Here is an 18,136-nt window from a genome sequence, read left to right as displayed (position 1 = left end):
TATATGTACGAAACTAACTTTGAGAGATTTCTAATTTAAATTATCAGAAAATTATTACTAATTATCATCCTACTATTTTTTCACAATTTGTAAAGTTTTTAAGGAACATTCATAATAATTAATTTATTTAAATTAATTACAATCTATTACTACTATACGAATTCTCCCCCATCTACTATATGTAAGTACCACTTCTCTTATTCTTCTCTATCTATTTAAATTTAATTGAATAGTAAAAGAGCGTTTAAAAAAATAAATAATATATTTTTCAAACGCTCTTTTTTCTTATTTTTCTTCCGTTACATACGCCCACTTAAAGCTATATTCCGGACTGATGTTATGTTTCACAATTCCTTTTACATTCGGTTTCATTACATACGCTCTTCCTGTTTGATATAAAGGAACTAGTCCAGCATCTTCTTCAAGGAATAATTTTTCTGCTTTCCCTAACGTTTCCCAACGCTTCTTCGCATCACCCATTAATTCATTACCTGCTTTTTGTACCATTTCGTCGTATTTTGCATTTGAATAACTCATTTGGTTATATGGGCTCTTCGATTCAAACATATCAATAAATGTCATTGGATCCGCATAGTCTGGACTCCAACCTGCATAAGAAATTTCATAATCTTGTGCAGTCTCTAATTTTAATTTTTGTTTGAACGGCTGAATTTTTGTATTAATTGTTACACCTTTTAAATTCTTCTCAATTTGATCTTTAACATAATCAGCAATCTTTTTCGCAGTTCCATCATCATAGCTTAGTAATTCAATTGTAACTTGATCTTTTCCAAGTTCTTTTTTCGCTGCTTCCCAAGCTGCTGCACCTTTTTTCGGATCATATTTCAGACCATTTTTAAATGTATCTTGGTAATCTTTACCGTCTGGTCCTGTCGCAAGTCCTTTTGGTACTAATTGATCTGTTGCTTTTGAACCATTATTTAAAATAACGTTTGCCAGTCCTTTTTTATCAACCGATAATGCAATTGCTTCACGAAGCTTTTTGCTCTTTAACGGCGTATCTTGTCCGTTACGCTTTTGATTTAAACGTAAGAAGAATGTACTTGATTCTGCATACTCGCCATATTCTTCTTTGTTCGATTTATATTTATCTACAAACTCTCCTGATAGTAGTGTGAAATCAATTGACCCTGTATCATATAAGTTTACTTTCGTCGCAACTTCTTTCACTACACTATAGTTAATTTCTTCTAATTTTACAGTCTTCTTATCCCAATACTTATCATTTTTCTTTAGCTGCCATCCTTGTTCATGTTTCCATGAAGACATCACGAACGGCCCGTTATACACCGTTGTATCTGCTTCTAAACCGTACTTATCGCCTTTTTCTTTTACGAATTTTTCATTTAACGGATAGTATGACGGGAATGCTAGTAAATTTAAGAAATATGGTACTGGCTTTTCTAATTCTATTTCTAGTGTATAATCATCTACCGCTTTTGCTCCTAATTCTGTTGCAGCTTTTTCACCTTTATTAATTGCCTCTGCATTTTTAATATAGAAGGCAATAAACGCGTATTCTGCAGCTGTATTTTTATCAAGTAAGCGTTGCCATGCATATACGAAATCTTTCGCTGTTACAGGGTCGCCGTTTGACCATTTTGCATCTTTACGTAGTTTAAATGTATATTTTTTGCCATCCTCGCTTTTCGTACTAGATTCTGCCGCAGCTGGAATTGGCTTATTATCTTTATCAAGACGATATAATCCTTCCATCGTGTTGCCTAAAATTTGCGCCCCTAGCGTATCAGTCGATTTAGACGTATCCATCGTCGGGATTTCCTGCTGTTCTGTACGATTTAACACTTGTTTCGCTGCGTATTTAATTTCAGATTTTTTCTCTTCCCCACCACCACTAGACGTCGTAGTTGATTTCTTCTCCCCACCAGATCCAGAACACGCTGTCAACGCCATACTCATCGCTAAAACTGGCGCTACAACCGCCGTGAACTTTTTCATCTTTTTCTTCATTTTTGTACCCTCCCCAATTATATGTACGAAACTAATTTTGAGAGATTTTCTAATAACTAGTTATCAGAAAATTCTTATTAATTAATATTCTACTAACTTTTCTGTTTTTGTAAAGTTATTTTTAAAATATTCTAAAAATTATTTTTTTGTGATAGTAAAAGGTATTTTTCACAATTGTTACTATACAAATTATTTATATCTATGGGTTCATTTACATTTAACCCCATAATAAAAGAGCATTCCAAAAGTAAATAGTCTACTTTTGGAATGCTCTATCATTTTATCTTTCTATTGTGGACAACGAGATTCTCACTACAAAATAAGCTAAGAAACTTATATACATCCACTTAAATATAGCCTCACTGCTTAAAAATTATTTTCCATCTTTTTCAGTCATATATGCCCACTTGAAGCTATACTCTGGGCTAATGTTATGGTGAACGATGCCTTTTGCATTTGGTTTTTGAACGTATGCATCACCACGTTGGTATAAAGGTACAAGTGCTACATCTTGCTCAAGAAGTAATTTCTCAGCTTTTCCTAGCTCTTCCCAACGTTTCTTCGCGTCACCCATTAATTCTCCACCAGCTTTTTTGATCATATCATCATATTTTGAATCAGCGAAGCTCATTTGGTTATGAGAATGATTAGACTGGAACATATCTAAGAATGTCATTGGATCAGCGTAGTCAGGTCCCCAACCAGCATATGATAAATCATACTCTTGCTCTGTTTCTAATTTCAGTTTTTGTTTGAATGGCTGAAGTTTAATGTTAACTGTTACACCTTTTAAGTTTTTCTCGATTTGGTCTTTTACATATTCCCCAACTTTTTTCGCATTACCAGTGTCATAGTTTAATAGCTCAATTGTAACTTGGTCTTTTCCAAGTTCTTTTTTCGCTTCATCCCATGCAGCTGCTGCTTTTTTCGCATCTGGTTTGATACCGTTTTTAAATGTTTCTTGGAAGTCTTTACCGTCTGGTCCAGTTGCTAATCCTTTTGGTACTAAGAAGTCCGCAGGCTTAGATCCATCATTTAAAATAACGTTCGATAAATTCTTTTTATCAATTGATAATGCGATTGCTTCACGTAATTTTTGACTCTTTAACGGTGTATCTTGTCCGCCACGTTTTTGGTTCATACGTAAGAAGTAAGTACTTACTTGTGAGTATGTGCCAAACTCCTCTTTATTGTTTCTATACTTATCAACAAATTCACCTGATAATAGCGCGAAATCAATTGCATTTGTATCATATAAGTTTACTCTTGTAGCTACTTCTTTTACTACACTATAGTTAATTTCATCTAGTTTTACAGTCTTTTTATCCCAATATTGATCGTTTTTCTTTAGTTTCCAGCCTTGCTCATGCTTCCAATCAGTAAGAACGAACGGTCCGTTATATACTGTTGTATCAGATTCTAAACCGTATTTATCCCCTTTTTCTTTTACGAACTTTTCATTTAATGGATAGTACGATGGGAATGCTACTAAGTTTAAGAAGTATGGTACTGCTTGTTCTAATTCAACTTCAAAAGTAAGGTCGTCTACTGCCTTTACTCCTAGTTCAGTTACAGGTTTTTCCCCTTTATTAACCGCTTCTGCATTTTTAATTGGGAATGCGATAAATGCATACTCAGCAGCTGTTTTTGGATCTAATAAACGTTGCCATGCATATACGAAATCTTTCGCTGTTACAGGATCACCATTTGACCATTTTGCATCTTTACGTAATTTGAATGTATATTTTTTACCATCCTCACTCTTCGTGCTTGATTCTGCCGCAGCTGGGATTGGTTTGTTATCTTTATCTAATCGATATAAACCTTCCATTGTGTTCCCTAAAATTTGAGAACCTAATACATCTGTATTTTTAGAAGTATCCATTGTTGGAATTTCATTTGTTTCTGTACGATTTAGCACTTGCTTCGCTGCTAATTTTTCTTCTGATTTGCTATCCCCGCCAGAGCTAGAATTTGTGCTTGTCTTCTTATCTCCACCTGATGTAGAACATGCTGTCAATGCCATACTCATTGCTAAAACTGGTGCTACAACTGCTGTTAGTTTTTTCATTTTTTTCTTTTTCACTTTCTGTACCCTCCCTAATTCTTAACGCTCTCATTTAAGAATTTTCTGATAATTCTGTTTTTCTTTATATATTTATCAGAAGATTCTTATTAACTATTATTCTACTAATTTTTCGAGTTTTGTAAAGTGTTATTATTGAAAATTTTTAAAAAATTATTTTTTTACAGTAATATTCATAAAAATTCCATAACCTTTCGAAACACTATACCTCATTGAGTTCTATGTACTGATTTAATAGTCTTTATATCCTTTCACTATAAAACACTTGTAAATTATTGTTAATAAATAATGTATATCGTAACAAAGCTCTTTTCTACAAAAATAAAAAAGCAGACATTATGCCTGCTTTAATTCTCCTCAATCTGCTTTTCACTTAATCCTAGATGTGTTCTAAGAGTATTACTCAAACTCTGTAGATCTTTTTTATTAGGGTTATAATAATATACACGATTCCCATTTGGACCGTTAGGTAAGTATAAATCATCACCAGCTAATTGTATTTTTTCAACTGAACCGTTTAAACCGTATTTATAAAAAGATAAAATATCATCCATTACTAAGTTTGTTTTAAAATCGCCGTCAACTGCCTCAACTATTTTTTCTAGCTTCGTAATTGATCCTACACTTTTTAATTTACTTAACATCGCTTCAATAACAAGCTGTTGACGCTGACCTCTCATTGCATCACTATCAATATGACGCGTTCTTGCCAGTGCAAGTGCTTCTTCCCCTGTTAATGTTTGTAGTCCTTTTTTCAAATGGATTGCGTCAGGTTCATCTTTACTATTTTGCTCTGTAAATTCAACTGGAACATTTACTTCAATCCCATCTAATCCATCCACAATTTTAGTAAATGCATTAAAATTAAACTTCACAAAATAATCAACAGGCACTTGTAACAATTTTTCTACCGCTTCCACTGAAGCTTGCGGTCCTCCATCTTTACCATTTTTAACGAAACCACTTCCATATGCATGCGTTATTTTATCTTTTTTCTTTTCTACTGGTACATATGTGTATGTATCACGTGGTATGCTCGTTAATTTCACAGTCTTATCATCTTTATTAAAAGTAGCTAACAGTAGTGCATCTGTATGAAATGCACCATTATACTCCTTTTGTCGTTCTGGATTTTCATCAATTCCCATAATTAAAAGTGAAACATTATTGGTGATCGGTTTTACAGTTTCCTCACGTAATTTTGATTTTTCACCACGTGCTAAATTAACATTTGATTTTTGTACGAGATTAGAAGTTTTCATATATACGTAAGTACCATATCCAACTCCGCCAAATAGTAATATTGCTAACAATACACTTATTATTGTTGTCTTTTTATATTTTCGCTTATTTTTCTTTTCTCTTGAAGAAGAGTGATTCTCCATATCGTTTCCTCCGTTTTCTATTCATCTAATATATTTTTCAATTTCTCATAATTAGCGCTTTCCTTTTGAAATGCATTCTCTTTCAATCCTTTGTTTATTTGTATCCATTCGGTCGTGATTGAATATTGAATCATACCTTCGTGGAAACTAAGGAACTTGAGCATAATCCCTGTATTTTTCTCTACAACCATTTCAAATTTCCCTCTTAAATCTTCAGATGTACTTACAGGCATTTCTATATTTATTGTCCCTTCTATTTTGTAGCAATCCAGTCCAAGATACTTCGTTTCTTTATAATTCCAATCTTTATATCGAATTAATAGATCCGCAAATTCTGATTGAATACTATACTTCGCGAATCCCACATATTCATCATCATATCTTTTTTTCTCACCCGATTTTCTCAATAACCTTTCCGTAGGATTTAATTTTAATAGTTCATTGTTTCTTTCTTTCGAGCTCCATTTTGTCTCTTTATATGTATACTTCTCATCATCAAATTCTTTTTTCTTGCCCTCGTTATATATAAGTGTTCGTTTTTTCGATAGCTTATCTTCTTTCGAAGAGATACCTCTTTGTTCCTCCGTATCAATCGTATATTTGTATGTTGTAGCAATTCTTGACGAACTAGAATATTCCTCAAATTGTCCTGAAATATTTTTAAAATGATCAATGGAATCTAGCATCTTTTCATGAATCTTTTCTTTCTCTGGATAATTTACGTTCGATTTCATTTCCTCTTCATTTTCATAATCAGAAAACGCCTTTTTCTTTACATATTCAAATACTCCGCCGTTTTGAGCAAAAATTTGATCAGAAAACTCCGACATAGACACAATAGAAAGCGCTAGAACAGCAGCACTTATAACCATCATATAAACTCTGTAACCTTTCTTTTTTACTGGAAGATTATGTAGTGTACCATTAATCTTTTCATTTAACTCTGGCGGCACTATAACATTCTCTTCTTTTATTCTCTTTTTTAATTTCTCATCAAATAATTTTTCATCATCCATCCTTTGCACCCCCTATTCCATCTTTAATCGTTTCTGTAGTTGTTCCCTCGCGCGCGACAATCTCGATTTCACTGTTCCTTTTGGTATTTCTAAAAGCTTCGCAATGCTATCTTGATTCATATCTTCATAGTAATACAGCACCGTAACAGCTCTTAATTCTTCATGTAACGATTGAATCGCATTACACAAATCTATATCTTCATACTGATCACACGCGCTCATATTGTAATCATTCTCTTCTGTCACAATTATATTTTTATACGCTCTAATAATATTGTTACACTCATTCATTAAAATTCGAATTAACCAAGTTTGAAAAAACTCTTCTTTCTTTAATTTTTTTATATTTTCATAGGCTTTTAAAATTGTCGTCTGTATCGCATCCTCTATATTTGTCTCATCACGTAACATAGCCTTTGCTATTCGGTACATCTTCACTTTTTCTGTATGTATAAGCGCCATAAACGCTTCATGATCACCTTTTTTGGCTAAAGAAACATCGGTTTCTTCTTTTATAATCATTTTATATAAAGGGATTACTTTCACAATTGCTCCTCCTGTTTCATCCTCACTTCAAATTTAACTTTACATGTATTAGACGGATGAGCCTAGAAAAAGGTTCATTTTTTTGAATATTTTCATAAAAAAAGGTAAACATTCTTCATGTTCACCTTTACTCAGACGTAATCCTTAAGAAATATCCATCTGGATCTACAACTTTAAATCCTCTCATCTCCCATGAATATGTTTGAATCTCTTCTTGTATCTTGCATCCCTTCTCTTTACAACGTTCATATACATCTTCAAGTCGGTCGACAACGATAATTAGTTCAAAGCCATTTCCCTTCATTTCTTTTCGATTGTAAAAATAGTGATTTTCATTCAATGTATAATCATTAGCTAGTAATAGAGAAAACTGATCGTGATTGAATCGTGCTGCATGCTCACTTCTTTTATACAACTTTAAACCAATTATTTGTTCATAAAACAATATTGATTTTTCAATATCATTTACATATAACTGAACCCAGAACAAATGATTCATTCGTTTCCTCCTCATCAAAAAAGTCCACTCATATAGTGGACTTTCTACTCTATAACGGTAAATCCCTCTTCCTAAACACCACAATCGCTACGATGAAAATACAAAGAGCTCCAGCAGTTAAACCTATACTTACCGGCCATATATTATACGTTCCTTCAGCAATTTCTTTTGGACGAAACAGTGTAAATAACGATAGACTTTTCATCCACTCTAACTTATCACTTAATTTACCTACCATATCTAATGCGAAAAATAAGATAGTTAAACTTGCTGAGTAGCTCAGTGCCTTTCTTTCGTCATTACATATACAAGAAAAGAAAAACGAATACGCACTAACAACTAAAAATATGAGCCCCCCGACTATATTTATCTTCAAAAATAGTTCTTTATTTAAGTTATTATCTTGTAAAAACCATTCTGCACCTACTATACCCGCTACATACGTAACAGATACAATAATCAGTAGTCCCAATATGAGAACAGCAGCTTGCGTGATTGCAATTTGTACTCTAGATACAGGTGTCGCTAATAAATATGCCATCGCTCCTTTATCTACATGCCGTGCCATTAAATGTGTCGCAACTGTAACGCAAAAAATTGTTAATATGATAATAAACAATAGACTATAGTACTCACCAGCTAAAAAATCCATCACATTTTGAATTGGACTTTCCATACCAACAATTTTTTTCACACTATCAGGCATAGCACTTATTAATTCATTTAACCCTTTCGCTGATACCATTGAAGGGAATATCCAAATTAATAACCATAAATAAAGAGCTGCACCAGTTGCGTAACTCAAAATACTTTTTTGTGTCTCTTTCAAACTAGCTAAAAACAATTGCTTATTCATGCTTTACCCCTTCTTTCTTATCGTAATAATGCATAAATAAATGTTCTAAATCCATTGCTCTCGTTTGAAGTGCCGTTACATTATAGTTTGAAAGTGTTTGTAAAACCGTTTGATAGTTTCCTTGTACAATAATCGATGCTTCTCTACCTTTCACCGCTTCAAATTGCAAATCACACTTTGTAAGAGACTCAATTTCTTCTTGCGACGATACTGTTACATCTATCACTTGTCGTCTCATGCTTTGTAAATCATGAATATTTTCAACTGTTACAAGGCGCCCATCTTTAATAATCGCTACTCGGTCACATGTACGCTCAATCTCCGTGAATATATGTGAAGACATAAGAATCGTTTTTCCTCTTTGCTTTTCCTCTAATATTAAATCTATAAACACTTGCTGCATAAGTGGATCGAGTCCCGATGTCGGTTCATCTAAAATTAACACTTCCGGATCATGCATAAAAGCAGCAACAATTCCTACTTTTTGCTTCATTCCTTTAGACATTTTTCGAATCGGTGTTTTCACATCGAATTGCAGACGTTCTATTAGTTCATCACGTCTTTTCGTATCCTTTAGCCCACGCATTCCTTGCATTAACTTTAAAAACTCTAATCCGTTCATTCCTTCAATAAAAGAAATTTCTCCCGGTAAATATCCGACTTGTCTTTGAATTTTCGCTGCTTCATTCCAACAATCTAATCCGAAAATTGATGATTTTCCATCTGTCGGTTTTATAAATCCCATTAAATTACGAATTGTTGTGGATTTCCCGGCACCATTTGGTCCTAAGTAGCCAAAAACTTCTCCTTCTTTTACATCAAAGGTTATATGAAACAAACCTTTTCCATTTGAAAACTGTTTTGTGACATTTTGAACTGAAATCATAATTCCACCTCATTTTTTGAAATATTTAATATGTGATATTTCAAAATCATTGTACTCCTCATCTTTCATATTCGCAACAACTTTTTGAAATATTTATATGTCCATATTTCAAAAATATTGTTTTCACCTATATTTTCTTGTATATTTTTATTGAGGTGATTGTATTGAACGGATTTGAAAAAGTGAAAGAAAAGAAAAAACGTGCCATTAAAGATGCGGCCTTTAAATTATTTTCAGAACGTGGATTTAATGAAGTGAAAATAGAACATATTGCAAAAAAAGCTAACGTTTCTCAAGTTACCATTTATAATCATTTTGGAAGTAAAGATGCGTTATTTAGGGAGCTTATACAAGAATTTATCATATCTGAATTTCAATATTATAAAGAGCTTGCTGAAGAAAAATTACCCTTTCATGATATGATGCAAAAAATGATTGTAAGAAAAATGAATACTGGCGGGTTATTTCAGCCTGATATGTTACTACAAATGATGCAAAGAGATGAAATTCTCCGAGAGTTTATTTATAGTTATCAAAATGAAAAAATACTGCCATGGTATTTAGAAATATTAGAACAAGCACAGCGCAATAATGAAATTAATCCTCATCTTACTAAAGAAATGATGTTACTTTACATTCAAATGTTTACTAAATTAGGTGATGATTTCGGGGCACAGCTTCTTGAAGGAGATCGTGAAAAACATATACAAGATATCGTTACGATGTTCTTTTATGGACTGTCCGTCCCAGAAAAATAATTTTTCCTACAGAACAAATAAAATCAACAAAAAGCCCTTTGGATATTGAAATCTCGAGGGCTTTTTCATGTCAAAAAAAAACGACTAAAACAAACTTTAACTTAAAAAAGTTAAATGCTGCTTAATAGATAACACCTTATTGTAGATTAACTCTTTTAGCATAACAGGCTGAATTGAAATAATCGTTTCACCGAAATTCAGAAAATAACTTGAAATAAAATCAAATTCTTGCTTGTTAAAATAGCCTGTTATAGTATAGTTTTCATTTTCTTTTTGTATCCTCATGGAAGGATAATTCTCTTTATCGAAAATATCTTTTCCTTTTTGATTAACGATGACACGAAAATCAATTGCATCAGGCTTTCTGTGAAAAGTAGTAAGGTAACTTAGTAATTCTTCAAGATTTTTTGAATTCGTATTGCTTGTTTCCACAATAGAAAGAATTTTATCACATCTAAGTATTTGAACATTATTTGTCTCAAAATTAAAGATTTTAGCATACCACTGGCCAAATTTAGATTCTATTCGAATAAATTGGGCGACTAATACTTTCTCCTCATCTTTTTTTAAATATGTTAAATGATAAACTTGCTCAGCAAAAATCCCTTGTAAAATTTCTTTTAAGAACGGACTAAAATTACTATGATTTGTTACTTCAAAAGAAAGCGTTCGTTCCATAATTGAAATATTTTTACGCACATTATCAGGTAATACATGTTTAAATTTATTTTCAAGAGCAATACTTTCTATATTGAATGGTTTTGTCTTGTATCCATTTAATGTAAGAATCGAAAAGTATAACGCATACATTTCATCCACACTAAAATAAATTGGTGATAACACACTATTTTCTATAATTTTATAACTTCCATTTCTACCTAATTCAGAATATATTGGCACACCTATTTCTTCCAATGATTGAATATCTCATAAAGCAGTACTTTTAGAAATATCATATCTAGCCATTAAATCTTTTAAATTAAAATATCTTTTATTATTTAAGAAAATAAGCATGTCATTTATTCGTTCCGTTTTTTTCATATTCCCCTCCTGAAAGGTGTCATGTATTGAAACCTTTTTAGTCTATATTATAATTATTAACTAATAAAGGAGTTGTAAATTTATGACATTAGAAATAGCTATTTTTCTTTCAATGAATGGGCAAGCAAAGGAGGCAATTAACTTTTATACACGTAATTTAGAAGCAAAGAAGCTAATGGTTGTTACGTATGAAGAATTGGCCAAAAGAGATCGTTCTTTTAAAATTACAAGTGAAAATAAAGATTATATTGCTCACTCTGTTTTACAAATCGGGAATACAAAGCTAATGATAGCAGAAGATACAATGAAGCCTAATGAACGTTATAACGTTGGAAATAACATGTCGCTTTGCATTCAAAGCGCTAATTTAGAAGAAATACAAAGATTTTATAATAATTTAATTTCTAATAAGCATGTGAAAATAATCTCTCCGTTAGAAAAAAATATATTTAGTGAAGCATATGGGATTATTGAAGATCCTTACGGTATACAAATTCAGTTAATGTATGACAAGCGATTAAACTAAATAATTAGTCATATTCACATATGCCTAATAAAAAAAGACACGAAATTCGTGTCTTTTTTTATTTTACATTGATGACTCTACCCGTTTCACTACTTTCAATCGCTAATTGAATAAGTCGAATAACTTCCAAGCCTTCTTGTGCTGTTACAGGTGGTTTCTCACCGTTTACAATACTATCTCTTACACCTTTATAATACATGTCATAACAGCCAACTTCTGTCGAAATACGCTCTAGCTTTTCTTCCGTATCTAAAGTAGCAAAATTCTCTTCAGCGTCTACTCCATAACCGTTATCGCCTGGCTTCATTCCATTTTTTAATTGTTCTTCCTGTGAATCCATACCGTATTTCACGATAGAACCTTTATCTCCATGCAGTGTAAAGTGTGGACCTGCTTGCTTTACGTAACTGCTACTATGTAAAGTGACACGTTTAACACCGTAGTGGAGTATAACATGGAAGTAATCATCAATTTCTGCACCTGGTCGTTGTTTGATTACATCTGCACTTATCGCATCTGGTTTCCCAAATAATGATAATGCTTGGTCAATTAAATGCGATCCTAAATCATATAATATACCTGATCCTGGTAAATTCTTTTCTCTCCAGCGATCACGTACATGTGGACGAAAACGATCGAAATGTGCTTCATATGCGTATAGATTCCCTATTCTGTTTTCTTCTAACAATCTCTTTATCGTTAAGAAATCATTATCAAAACGGCGATTATGATATACGCTTAACACCACATTGTGCTGTTTTGCTAATGAAATTAGTTCTTCGCCTTCTTCAATTGAAACAACGAATGGCTTCTCCACAACTACATGCTTACCATGTAAAATGGCTTCTTTTACATATGGAAAATGAGTTGTATTCGGTGAAGTAATCACCACTAAGTCAATATCAGCACGTTTTACTAATTCTTCAATTGTGCCAACAACTTCAGCATTTGGTAATGCTTGTTTCACGAGTTCTTCTTTTGATGATAAAATAGCACGAATATCATATTCTTCTATCGTTTGTAATAATGGAATGTGAAATGTTGTACTAGAAAATCCAAATCCTACAATCCCTACACCTATTTTTTTCATGTTGCCCCTCCATTTATCCCGCTTTAACGGACAGTAAGACCCCCTACCTCAAAATTCAGCGAAAGTAAAGAATTTAGTTGAGGAATCAACTGCTCGTAAAAGTCCGATTGATTAAAGTTTCACTTTATGAGAACGATTTCATTCAGTTATTATAACAAGATTATTATTATTTACATAATAATTTGCCTAGAAAAAAGCATCTTGCCATTATCCATAGCAAGATGCTTTTTTTATTCCGGTCGTTTTTTTGTCCACGTTTCAATAACTTCACCTGTATCGTTAACATCTAGCACTAAACTACCGTTACTATACCGGTCTTTATTTCGATACGCTTTCGGATCAATTTCTTCTACGATGTGTTTCTCTGTCTTCATGTAAACTAGTTCATCGTCTCTAACAATTTCAATACCGACAATACGGTATGGATTACGTTTTAACTCTTTGAAAATAACAAGACCTCGCTTCGCCCTCGTTGATTTCTCAATTTCTGATGCTTTTAGACGTTTTACAGCACCGCGCTGCGTAACGAGAATAAGTTGATCTTTGTCACCATTTAACGGTTTACCAGAAGCGACATAATCATCTTCTTTTAAGTTAATTGCTTTCACACCAGCGGCCCTTACACCGACTGGACTTACTTCATCTTCATGGAAAATAAGTGCATATGCACCATAGGTTGCTAGAACAATATCACTCGTTCCATCTGTTGCAAATATATCTACAACATAATCATCTTTTTTCAAATTCACAGCGACGAACGCTCTTGAATAACGCTGAACTTTATATTGGTTTAATTCTGTTTTCTTAATCATACCATTTCGTGTAACAAATACGATAAATCGTTTTTCTTCTTCAAAATTCGGTACGACGGTCGCCCAAATAATCATTTCATCCCGCTCGAGTGAAACGAGATTCGCAACGTGTTGACCTAAATCTTTCCAACGAATTTCTGGCATTTCATATACTGGCAGATATATATAGTTTCCTTTATTCGTAAATAAGAGGACTGTCTCTGTCGTATTCGTATCGAATCGCTCCAGTAAGATGTCACCCTCTTTCATACCGAAGTCTTTTCCGTTCGATGCATTATGTGAACGCCAACCTGTTCGTTTCACATATCCTTCTTTCGTTACAGTAACGATGACATCTTCCTGAGGAATCATCACTTCCACATCGATTTTAATTTCCTCAATTTGTTCTTCAATAATAGCACGGCGATCATCACTATATGTTTTCTTTACTCTCTTCAAATCTGTTTTAATAACTTGAAGAAGTCTTTTTTCACTTTGTAAAATTGCCTGTAATTCTGCAATTTTTGTACTTAATTCATCCGCTTCTTTTTCTAGTGCTGTAATATCTGTATTTGTTAAACGATATAATTGCAACGAAACGATTGCTTCTGATTGTGCTTCTGTAAAGCCGAATTTAGCACTTAAGTTATCTTTCGCATTACGCTTATCTTTAGAAGATCTAATCGTTTCGATTACTTGATCTAAAATTGATAATGCTTTCATTAAACCTTCAACAATATGTTGACGATTTTCCGCTTTTCGTAATTCATACTGAGAACGCTTTGTTACAACTTCTTTTTGGTGTCCAATATATGCATCCAAAATTTTTGGTAACGTCATAAGTGTAGGACGACGATTATTTATCGCAACCATATTAAAGTTATATGGAATTTGTAAATCTGTATTCTTATATAAATAATTTAAAATCCCTTCAGCATTTACTTCTTTTTTTAACTCTACAACGATACGAAGACCTGTGCGATCTGTCTCATCACGTACTTCAGCAATTCCATCTAGTTTTTTATCTAGACGTAATTCATCCATTTTCTTAACAAGGTTTGCTTTATTTACTTCATACGGAATTTCTGTAATAACGATTTGTTGCTTCCCACCACGAATCGTTTCAACTTCTGCTTTCCCCCGAATAATAATTTTACCTTTCCCTGTTTCGTACGCTTTTTTAATACCATCAATCCCTTGAATAATACCACCTGTCGGGAAATCCGGTCCTTTCATAACTGTTAATAAATCATCAATCGTACTATTCGGCTTATCAATACGCATCATGGTCGCATCAATTACTTCTCCAAGATGATGTGGAGGAATTTCTGTTGCATAACCAGCTGAAATCCCTGTCGATCCGTTCACTAATAAGTTGGGAAACATTGCCGGTAATACAACTGGTTCTTCACTCGTATCATCGAAGTTTGACACAAATTCTACTGTTTCTTTATCAAGATCACGTAATAACTCAGATGCGATTGGTGATAAACGCGCTTCTGTATAACGCATTGCCGCTGCTGGATCGCCATCAACACTACCATTATTACCATGCATTTCAACTAAAACATTACGTACTTTCCAAGTTTGACTTAAACGTACCATCGCCTCATATACAGAGGAATCACCGTGCGGATGGTAGTTACCGATAACATTACCAACCGTTTTAGCTGATTTACGAAACGCTTTATCATGTACATTTCCTTCTACATACATAGAATATAAAATACGTCTTTGTACCGGTTTTAAACCGTCACGCGCATCTGGAAGTGCGCGGTCTTGAATAATATATTTACTATAACGTGCAAAGCGGTCACCTAACACGTCTTCAAGCGGGAGGTCATGAAACTTCTCTGCTTGCATGTTATTCCACCTCCGTCTCCATAATCATTTCATTTTCTAAAATATTTCCTTCTTCTTGCATGCCAAATTGTACATTTCGTTCAATCCATTTACGACGAGGTTCTACCTTATCACCCATCAATGTCGTAACTCGGCGCTCAGCTCTTGATGCATCGTCAATTTTCACACGAATTAACGTACGTGTTTCAGGGTTCATCGTTGTTTCCCATAATTGATCGGCATTCATTTCGCCAAGTCCTTTATAACGCTGCAACATATAGCCTTTACCGACTTTTTTCGTTACACCATCTAATTCTTCATCAGACCATGCATACTCAATCACTTCACTCTTACCTTTTCCTTTACTTACTTTGTATAAAGGTGGGAGTGCAATAAATACTTTGCCAGCTTCGATAAGTGGTTTCATATACCTGTAGAAGAACGTTAGTAACAATACTTGAATATGCGCACCATCTGTATCGGCATCGGTCATAATTACAACTTTATCGTAGTTAATATCTTCAACAGCGAATTCATTCCCTACACCACCGCCAATAGCGTAAATGATTGTATTAATCTCTTCATTTTTAAAGATATCAGCTAGTTTTGCTTTTTCTGTATTGATTACTTTACCACGTAACGGTAATACCGCTTGGAAACGTCGGTCTCGACCTTGTTTCGCAGAACCACCGGCAGAGTCACCCTCTACTAGATACAGTTCATTTTTCTGTGGGTTACGTGATTGTGCAGGTGTTAACTTACCACTTAATGTACCTTCTGATTTCTTTTTCTTTTTACCAGTACGTGCTTCTTCTCTCGCTTTACGAGCAGCCTCACGTGCCTGCGCTGCTTTAACTGCTTTTCTCACAAGAAGTATAGCAACATCTGGATTTTCTTCTAAAAAGTAAGCTAAATGCTCAGATACAATTGCATCAATTGAAGAACGAGCTTCACTTGTACCTAGTTTCCCTTTCGTTTGGCCTTCAAACTGAAGTACTTCTTCTGGTACACGTACAGAAACGATAGCCGCTACCCCTTCACGAATATCTGTACCTTCTAAGTTTTTATCTTTTTCTTTTAATAACGATACTTTACGAGCATACTCATTGAACACACGCGTCATTGCTGTTTTAAATCCAGCTTCGTGTGTTCCTCCATCTTTTGTACGTACGTTATTTACAAACGAAAGAATGTTTTCTGAATAGCCATCGTTAAACTGGAATGCTAACTCTGCTTCAATTCCGTTTTGTTCACCAGTGAAGTATACAACTGGATGAATCGAATCTTTTTCTTCGTTTAAGTATGAAACGAAAGCTTCAATTCCTGTTTCATAATGAAAGACATCCTCTAAATCATTACGTTCATCTTTTATTGAGATTTTCATTCCTTTTAATAAGAATGCAGATTCACGTAATCTCTCACATAATGTTTCATAATTGTAATTTGTTGTACTGAAGATAGTTGTATCTGGTTTAAAATGCATTGTCGTACCAGATTCTTTCGTCTTTCCGATTTTCTCAAGCGTCGTTACAGGAATACCACCATTTTCAAAGCGTTGTTCATAAATATTTCCGTCACGCTTAATCGTTACGACTAACCATTCTGATAAGGCGTTTACAACTGATGCCCCAACACCGTGCAAACCACCACTCGTTTTGTAACCACCTTGCCCAAACTTACCACCGGCATGAAGTACAGTTAAAATAACTTCAGGTGTAGGTTTTCCAAGTTTATGCATTCCCGTAGGCATTCCTCGCCCTTTATCTATAACGCTAATACTATTATCTTTATGTATTACGACAGAAATTTCGTCGCCAAATCCCGCTAACGCTTCGTCAACGGAGTTATCTACTATTTCATATACTAAATGATGCAATCCACGGCTGTCCGTGCTCCCGATATACATACCCGGGCGTTTTCGAACGGCTTCAAGTCCTTCTAACACTTGAATTGCATCTTCATTATATTGGAACTGATGCTTTGCCAAACTCCTTGCCCCTTTCCTAATCAAATCAGAACATATGTTTCTATTATAGAATAACGCCTCGACTATAGTTTTGGCAAGTTATCTTATCTCTTTTATATACCATTTTCAATAGAAAAATCCTTGTTTTTTCACAAGGATTCCTCTAGGCTACTATTTCAGAAAAATAATCGTTTGTCAACGAGAAATGGATATGTATGCCAAGATTACATATTCCAAACCTTTATTATGATCCAAATGATCAATATCCAAAATGGGATAACAAGTAACAATCCCCAAAAACAGCCTTTAAAAAATCTCATGATGAACACCTCGTTCATCGGCCCTACTCTCTTATACTAAGGGCTGAATCAATCTTTCTACCTTTAAATCTATACTATTTTGTCATCGCATGTTCTACTTTAATACAACGATCCATTATTACAGTATAGCCTTTTTCTTTCAAAAGTTTATATGTATCTTCATCTTGTACTCCTAATTGTGCCCAAAAAACATCTGCATCAATCTCAACAAACTCTTTTGCAACATCCATTAAAAATTCTGAACGGCGGAATACATTTACAATGTCAACATGTTCCTTAATATCCTTTAGTGAAGAAAACGCTTTTTCTCCAAGCACCTCATCTACTGTTGGGTTTACTGGAATAATGCGGTACCCAGCATCTTGCATTGCTTTTGAAACCATATACGATGTACGTTCTGGTTTATCCGATAATCCAACAACTGCAATCGTTTTGCTTTTCTTTAATACTTCACCAATTTCCGTACGAGTTGGGTTTTCAATTGTCATAATTTATCCCTCCTATTCCTTTAGTATAGCCGATAAAGAAAGTCTCTT

General features: G+C 33.8%; 14 protein-coding genes and 1 pseudogene. 2 read left to right on the top strand and 13 right to left on the bottom strand.

Going from position 1 to position 18,136, the window contains the following annotated elements; genetic code table 11:
• Positions 1–285 precede the first annotated feature (285 nt).
• The 8 genes from QCI44_RS10000 to QCI44_RS09965 form a co-directional block, all read right to left on the bottom strand.
• On the bottom strand, positions 286–1,992 hold the full coding sequence (locus QCI44_RS10000; RefSeq protein WP_016135126.1) for a peptide ABC transporter substrate-binding protein: 1,707 nt from the start codon (positions 1,990–1,992) through the stop codon (positions 286–288).
• A 373-nt stretch (positions 1,993–2,365) separates the two neighbouring features.
• Positions 2,366–4,078 carry a peptide ABC transporter substrate-binding protein gene (locus QCI44_RS09995; RefSeq protein WP_016135127.1) on the bottom strand — a complete coding sequence of 571 codons (1,713 nt, stop codon included), beginning with the start codon at positions 4,076–4,078 and terminating at the stop codon, positions 2,366–2,368.
• 347 nt (positions 4,079–4,425) lie between these two features.
• Positions 4,426–5,463 carry an LCP family protein gene (locus QCI44_RS09990; RefSeq protein ID WP_016086839.1) on the bottom strand — a complete coding sequence of 346 codons (1,038 nt, stop codon included), beginning with the start codon at positions 5,461–5,463 and terminating at the stop codon, positions 4,426–4,428.
• A 17-nt stretch (positions 5,464–5,480) separates the two neighbouring features.
• Positions 5,481–6,479, bottom strand: a complete 999-nt coding sequence (locus QCI44_RS09985; RefSeq protein WP_016135128.1) for a hypothetical protein — start codon at positions 6,477–6,479, stop codon at positions 5,481–5,483.
• A 12-nt stretch (positions 6,480–6,491) separates the two neighbouring features.
• Entirely contained in the window at positions 6,492–7,025 is a 534-nt protein-coding gene (locus QCI44_RS09980; protein WP_016086837.1) for an RNA polymerase sigma factor, read from the bottom strand.
• A 127-nt stretch (positions 7,026–7,152) separates the two neighbouring features.
• On the bottom strand, positions 7,153–7,524 hold the full coding sequence (locus QCI44_RS09975; RefSeq protein WP_353811100.1) for a VOC family protein: 372 nt from the start codon (positions 7,522–7,524) through the stop codon (positions 7,153–7,155).
• A 49-nt stretch (positions 7,525–7,573) separates the two neighbouring features.
• The gene (locus tag QCI44_RS09970; RefSeq protein ID WP_016135130.1) at positions 7,574–8,380 is read right to left on the bottom strand and encodes an ABC transporter permease subunit; all 807 of its coding nucleotides are present in this window, start codon (positions 8,378–8,380) and stop codon (positions 7,574–7,576) included.
• On the bottom strand, positions 8,373–9,266 hold the full coding sequence (locus QCI44_RS09965) for an ABC transporter ATP-binding protein (RefSeq protein WP_016086834.1): 894 nt from the start codon (positions 9,264–9,266) through the stop codon (positions 8,373–8,375). Before QCI44_RS09965 ends, QCI44_RS09970 begins: the two co-directional genes overlap by 8 nt.
• Positions 9,267–9,430: 164 nt before the next feature.
• On the opposite strand from QCI44_RS09965, the gene QCI44_RS09960 reads away from it, so the two are divergent.
• Positions 9,431–10,024: a TetR/AcrR family transcriptional regulator gene (locus QCI44_RS09960; protein WP_016086833.1), complete on the top strand. Its 594-nt coding sequence runs from the start codon at positions 9,431–9,433 to the stop codon at positions 10,022–10,024.
• 96 nt (positions 10,025–10,120) lie between these two features.
• Here the strand turns inward: QCI44_RS09960 and QCI44_RS09955 are convergent.
• A pseudogene (locus QCI44_RS09955) lies at positions 10,121–11,065 on the bottom strand (helix-turn-helix transcriptional regulator).
• An 82-nt stretch (positions 11,066–11,147) separates the two neighbouring features.
• Between QCI44_RS09955 and QCI44_RS09950 the strand changes: the two are divergent.
• Complete coding sequence (locus QCI44_RS09950; protein ID WP_016086831.1) at positions 11,148–11,591, top strand: VOC family protein; 444 nt, start codon at positions 11,148–11,150, stop codon at positions 11,589–11,591.
• A gap of 58 nt (positions 11,592–11,649) precedes the next feature.
• On the opposite strand, the gene QCI44_RS09945 is transcribed toward QCI44_RS09950, so the two are convergent.
• From QCI44_RS09945 to QCI44_RS09930, 4 genes are all read right to left on the bottom strand, one after another.
• Positions 11,650–12,681 carry an oxidoreductase gene (locus QCI44_RS09945; RefSeq protein ID WP_016086830.1) on the bottom strand — a complete coding sequence of 344 codons (1,032 nt, stop codon included), beginning with the start codon at positions 12,679–12,681 and terminating at the stop codon, positions 11,650–11,652.
• Between the two features lie 230 nt (positions 12,682–12,911).
• Entirely contained in the window at positions 12,912–15,335 is a 2,424-nt protein-coding gene (gene parC, locus QCI44_RS09940; protein ID WP_016135133.1) for a DNA topoisomerase IV subunit A, read from the bottom strand.
• 1 nt (position 15,336) lies between these two features.
• Positions 15,337–17,301, bottom strand: coding sequence for a DNA topoisomerase IV subunit B (gene parE / locus QCI44_RS09935; RefSeq protein WP_016135134.1), 1,965 nt, complete (start codon positions 17,299–17,301; stop codon positions 15,337–15,339).
• A 373-nt stretch (positions 17,302–17,674) separates the two neighbouring features.
• On the bottom strand, positions 17,675–18,088 hold the full coding sequence (locus tag QCI44_RS09930; RefSeq protein ID WP_016135135.1) for a CoA-binding protein: 414 nt from the start codon (positions 18,086–18,088) through the stop codon (positions 17,675–17,677).
• Between the last annotated feature and the right edge of the window lie 48 nt (positions 18,089–18,136).

It is taken from the genome of Bacillus cereus group sp. RP37 (genome assembly GCF_040459695.1).
Lineage (GTDB): Bacteria > Bacillota > Bacilli > Bacillales > Bacillaceae_G > Bacillus_A.
Note: the sequence above shows the minus strand (reverse complement) of the source record. Positions and strands in the feature narration are given on the sequence as shown.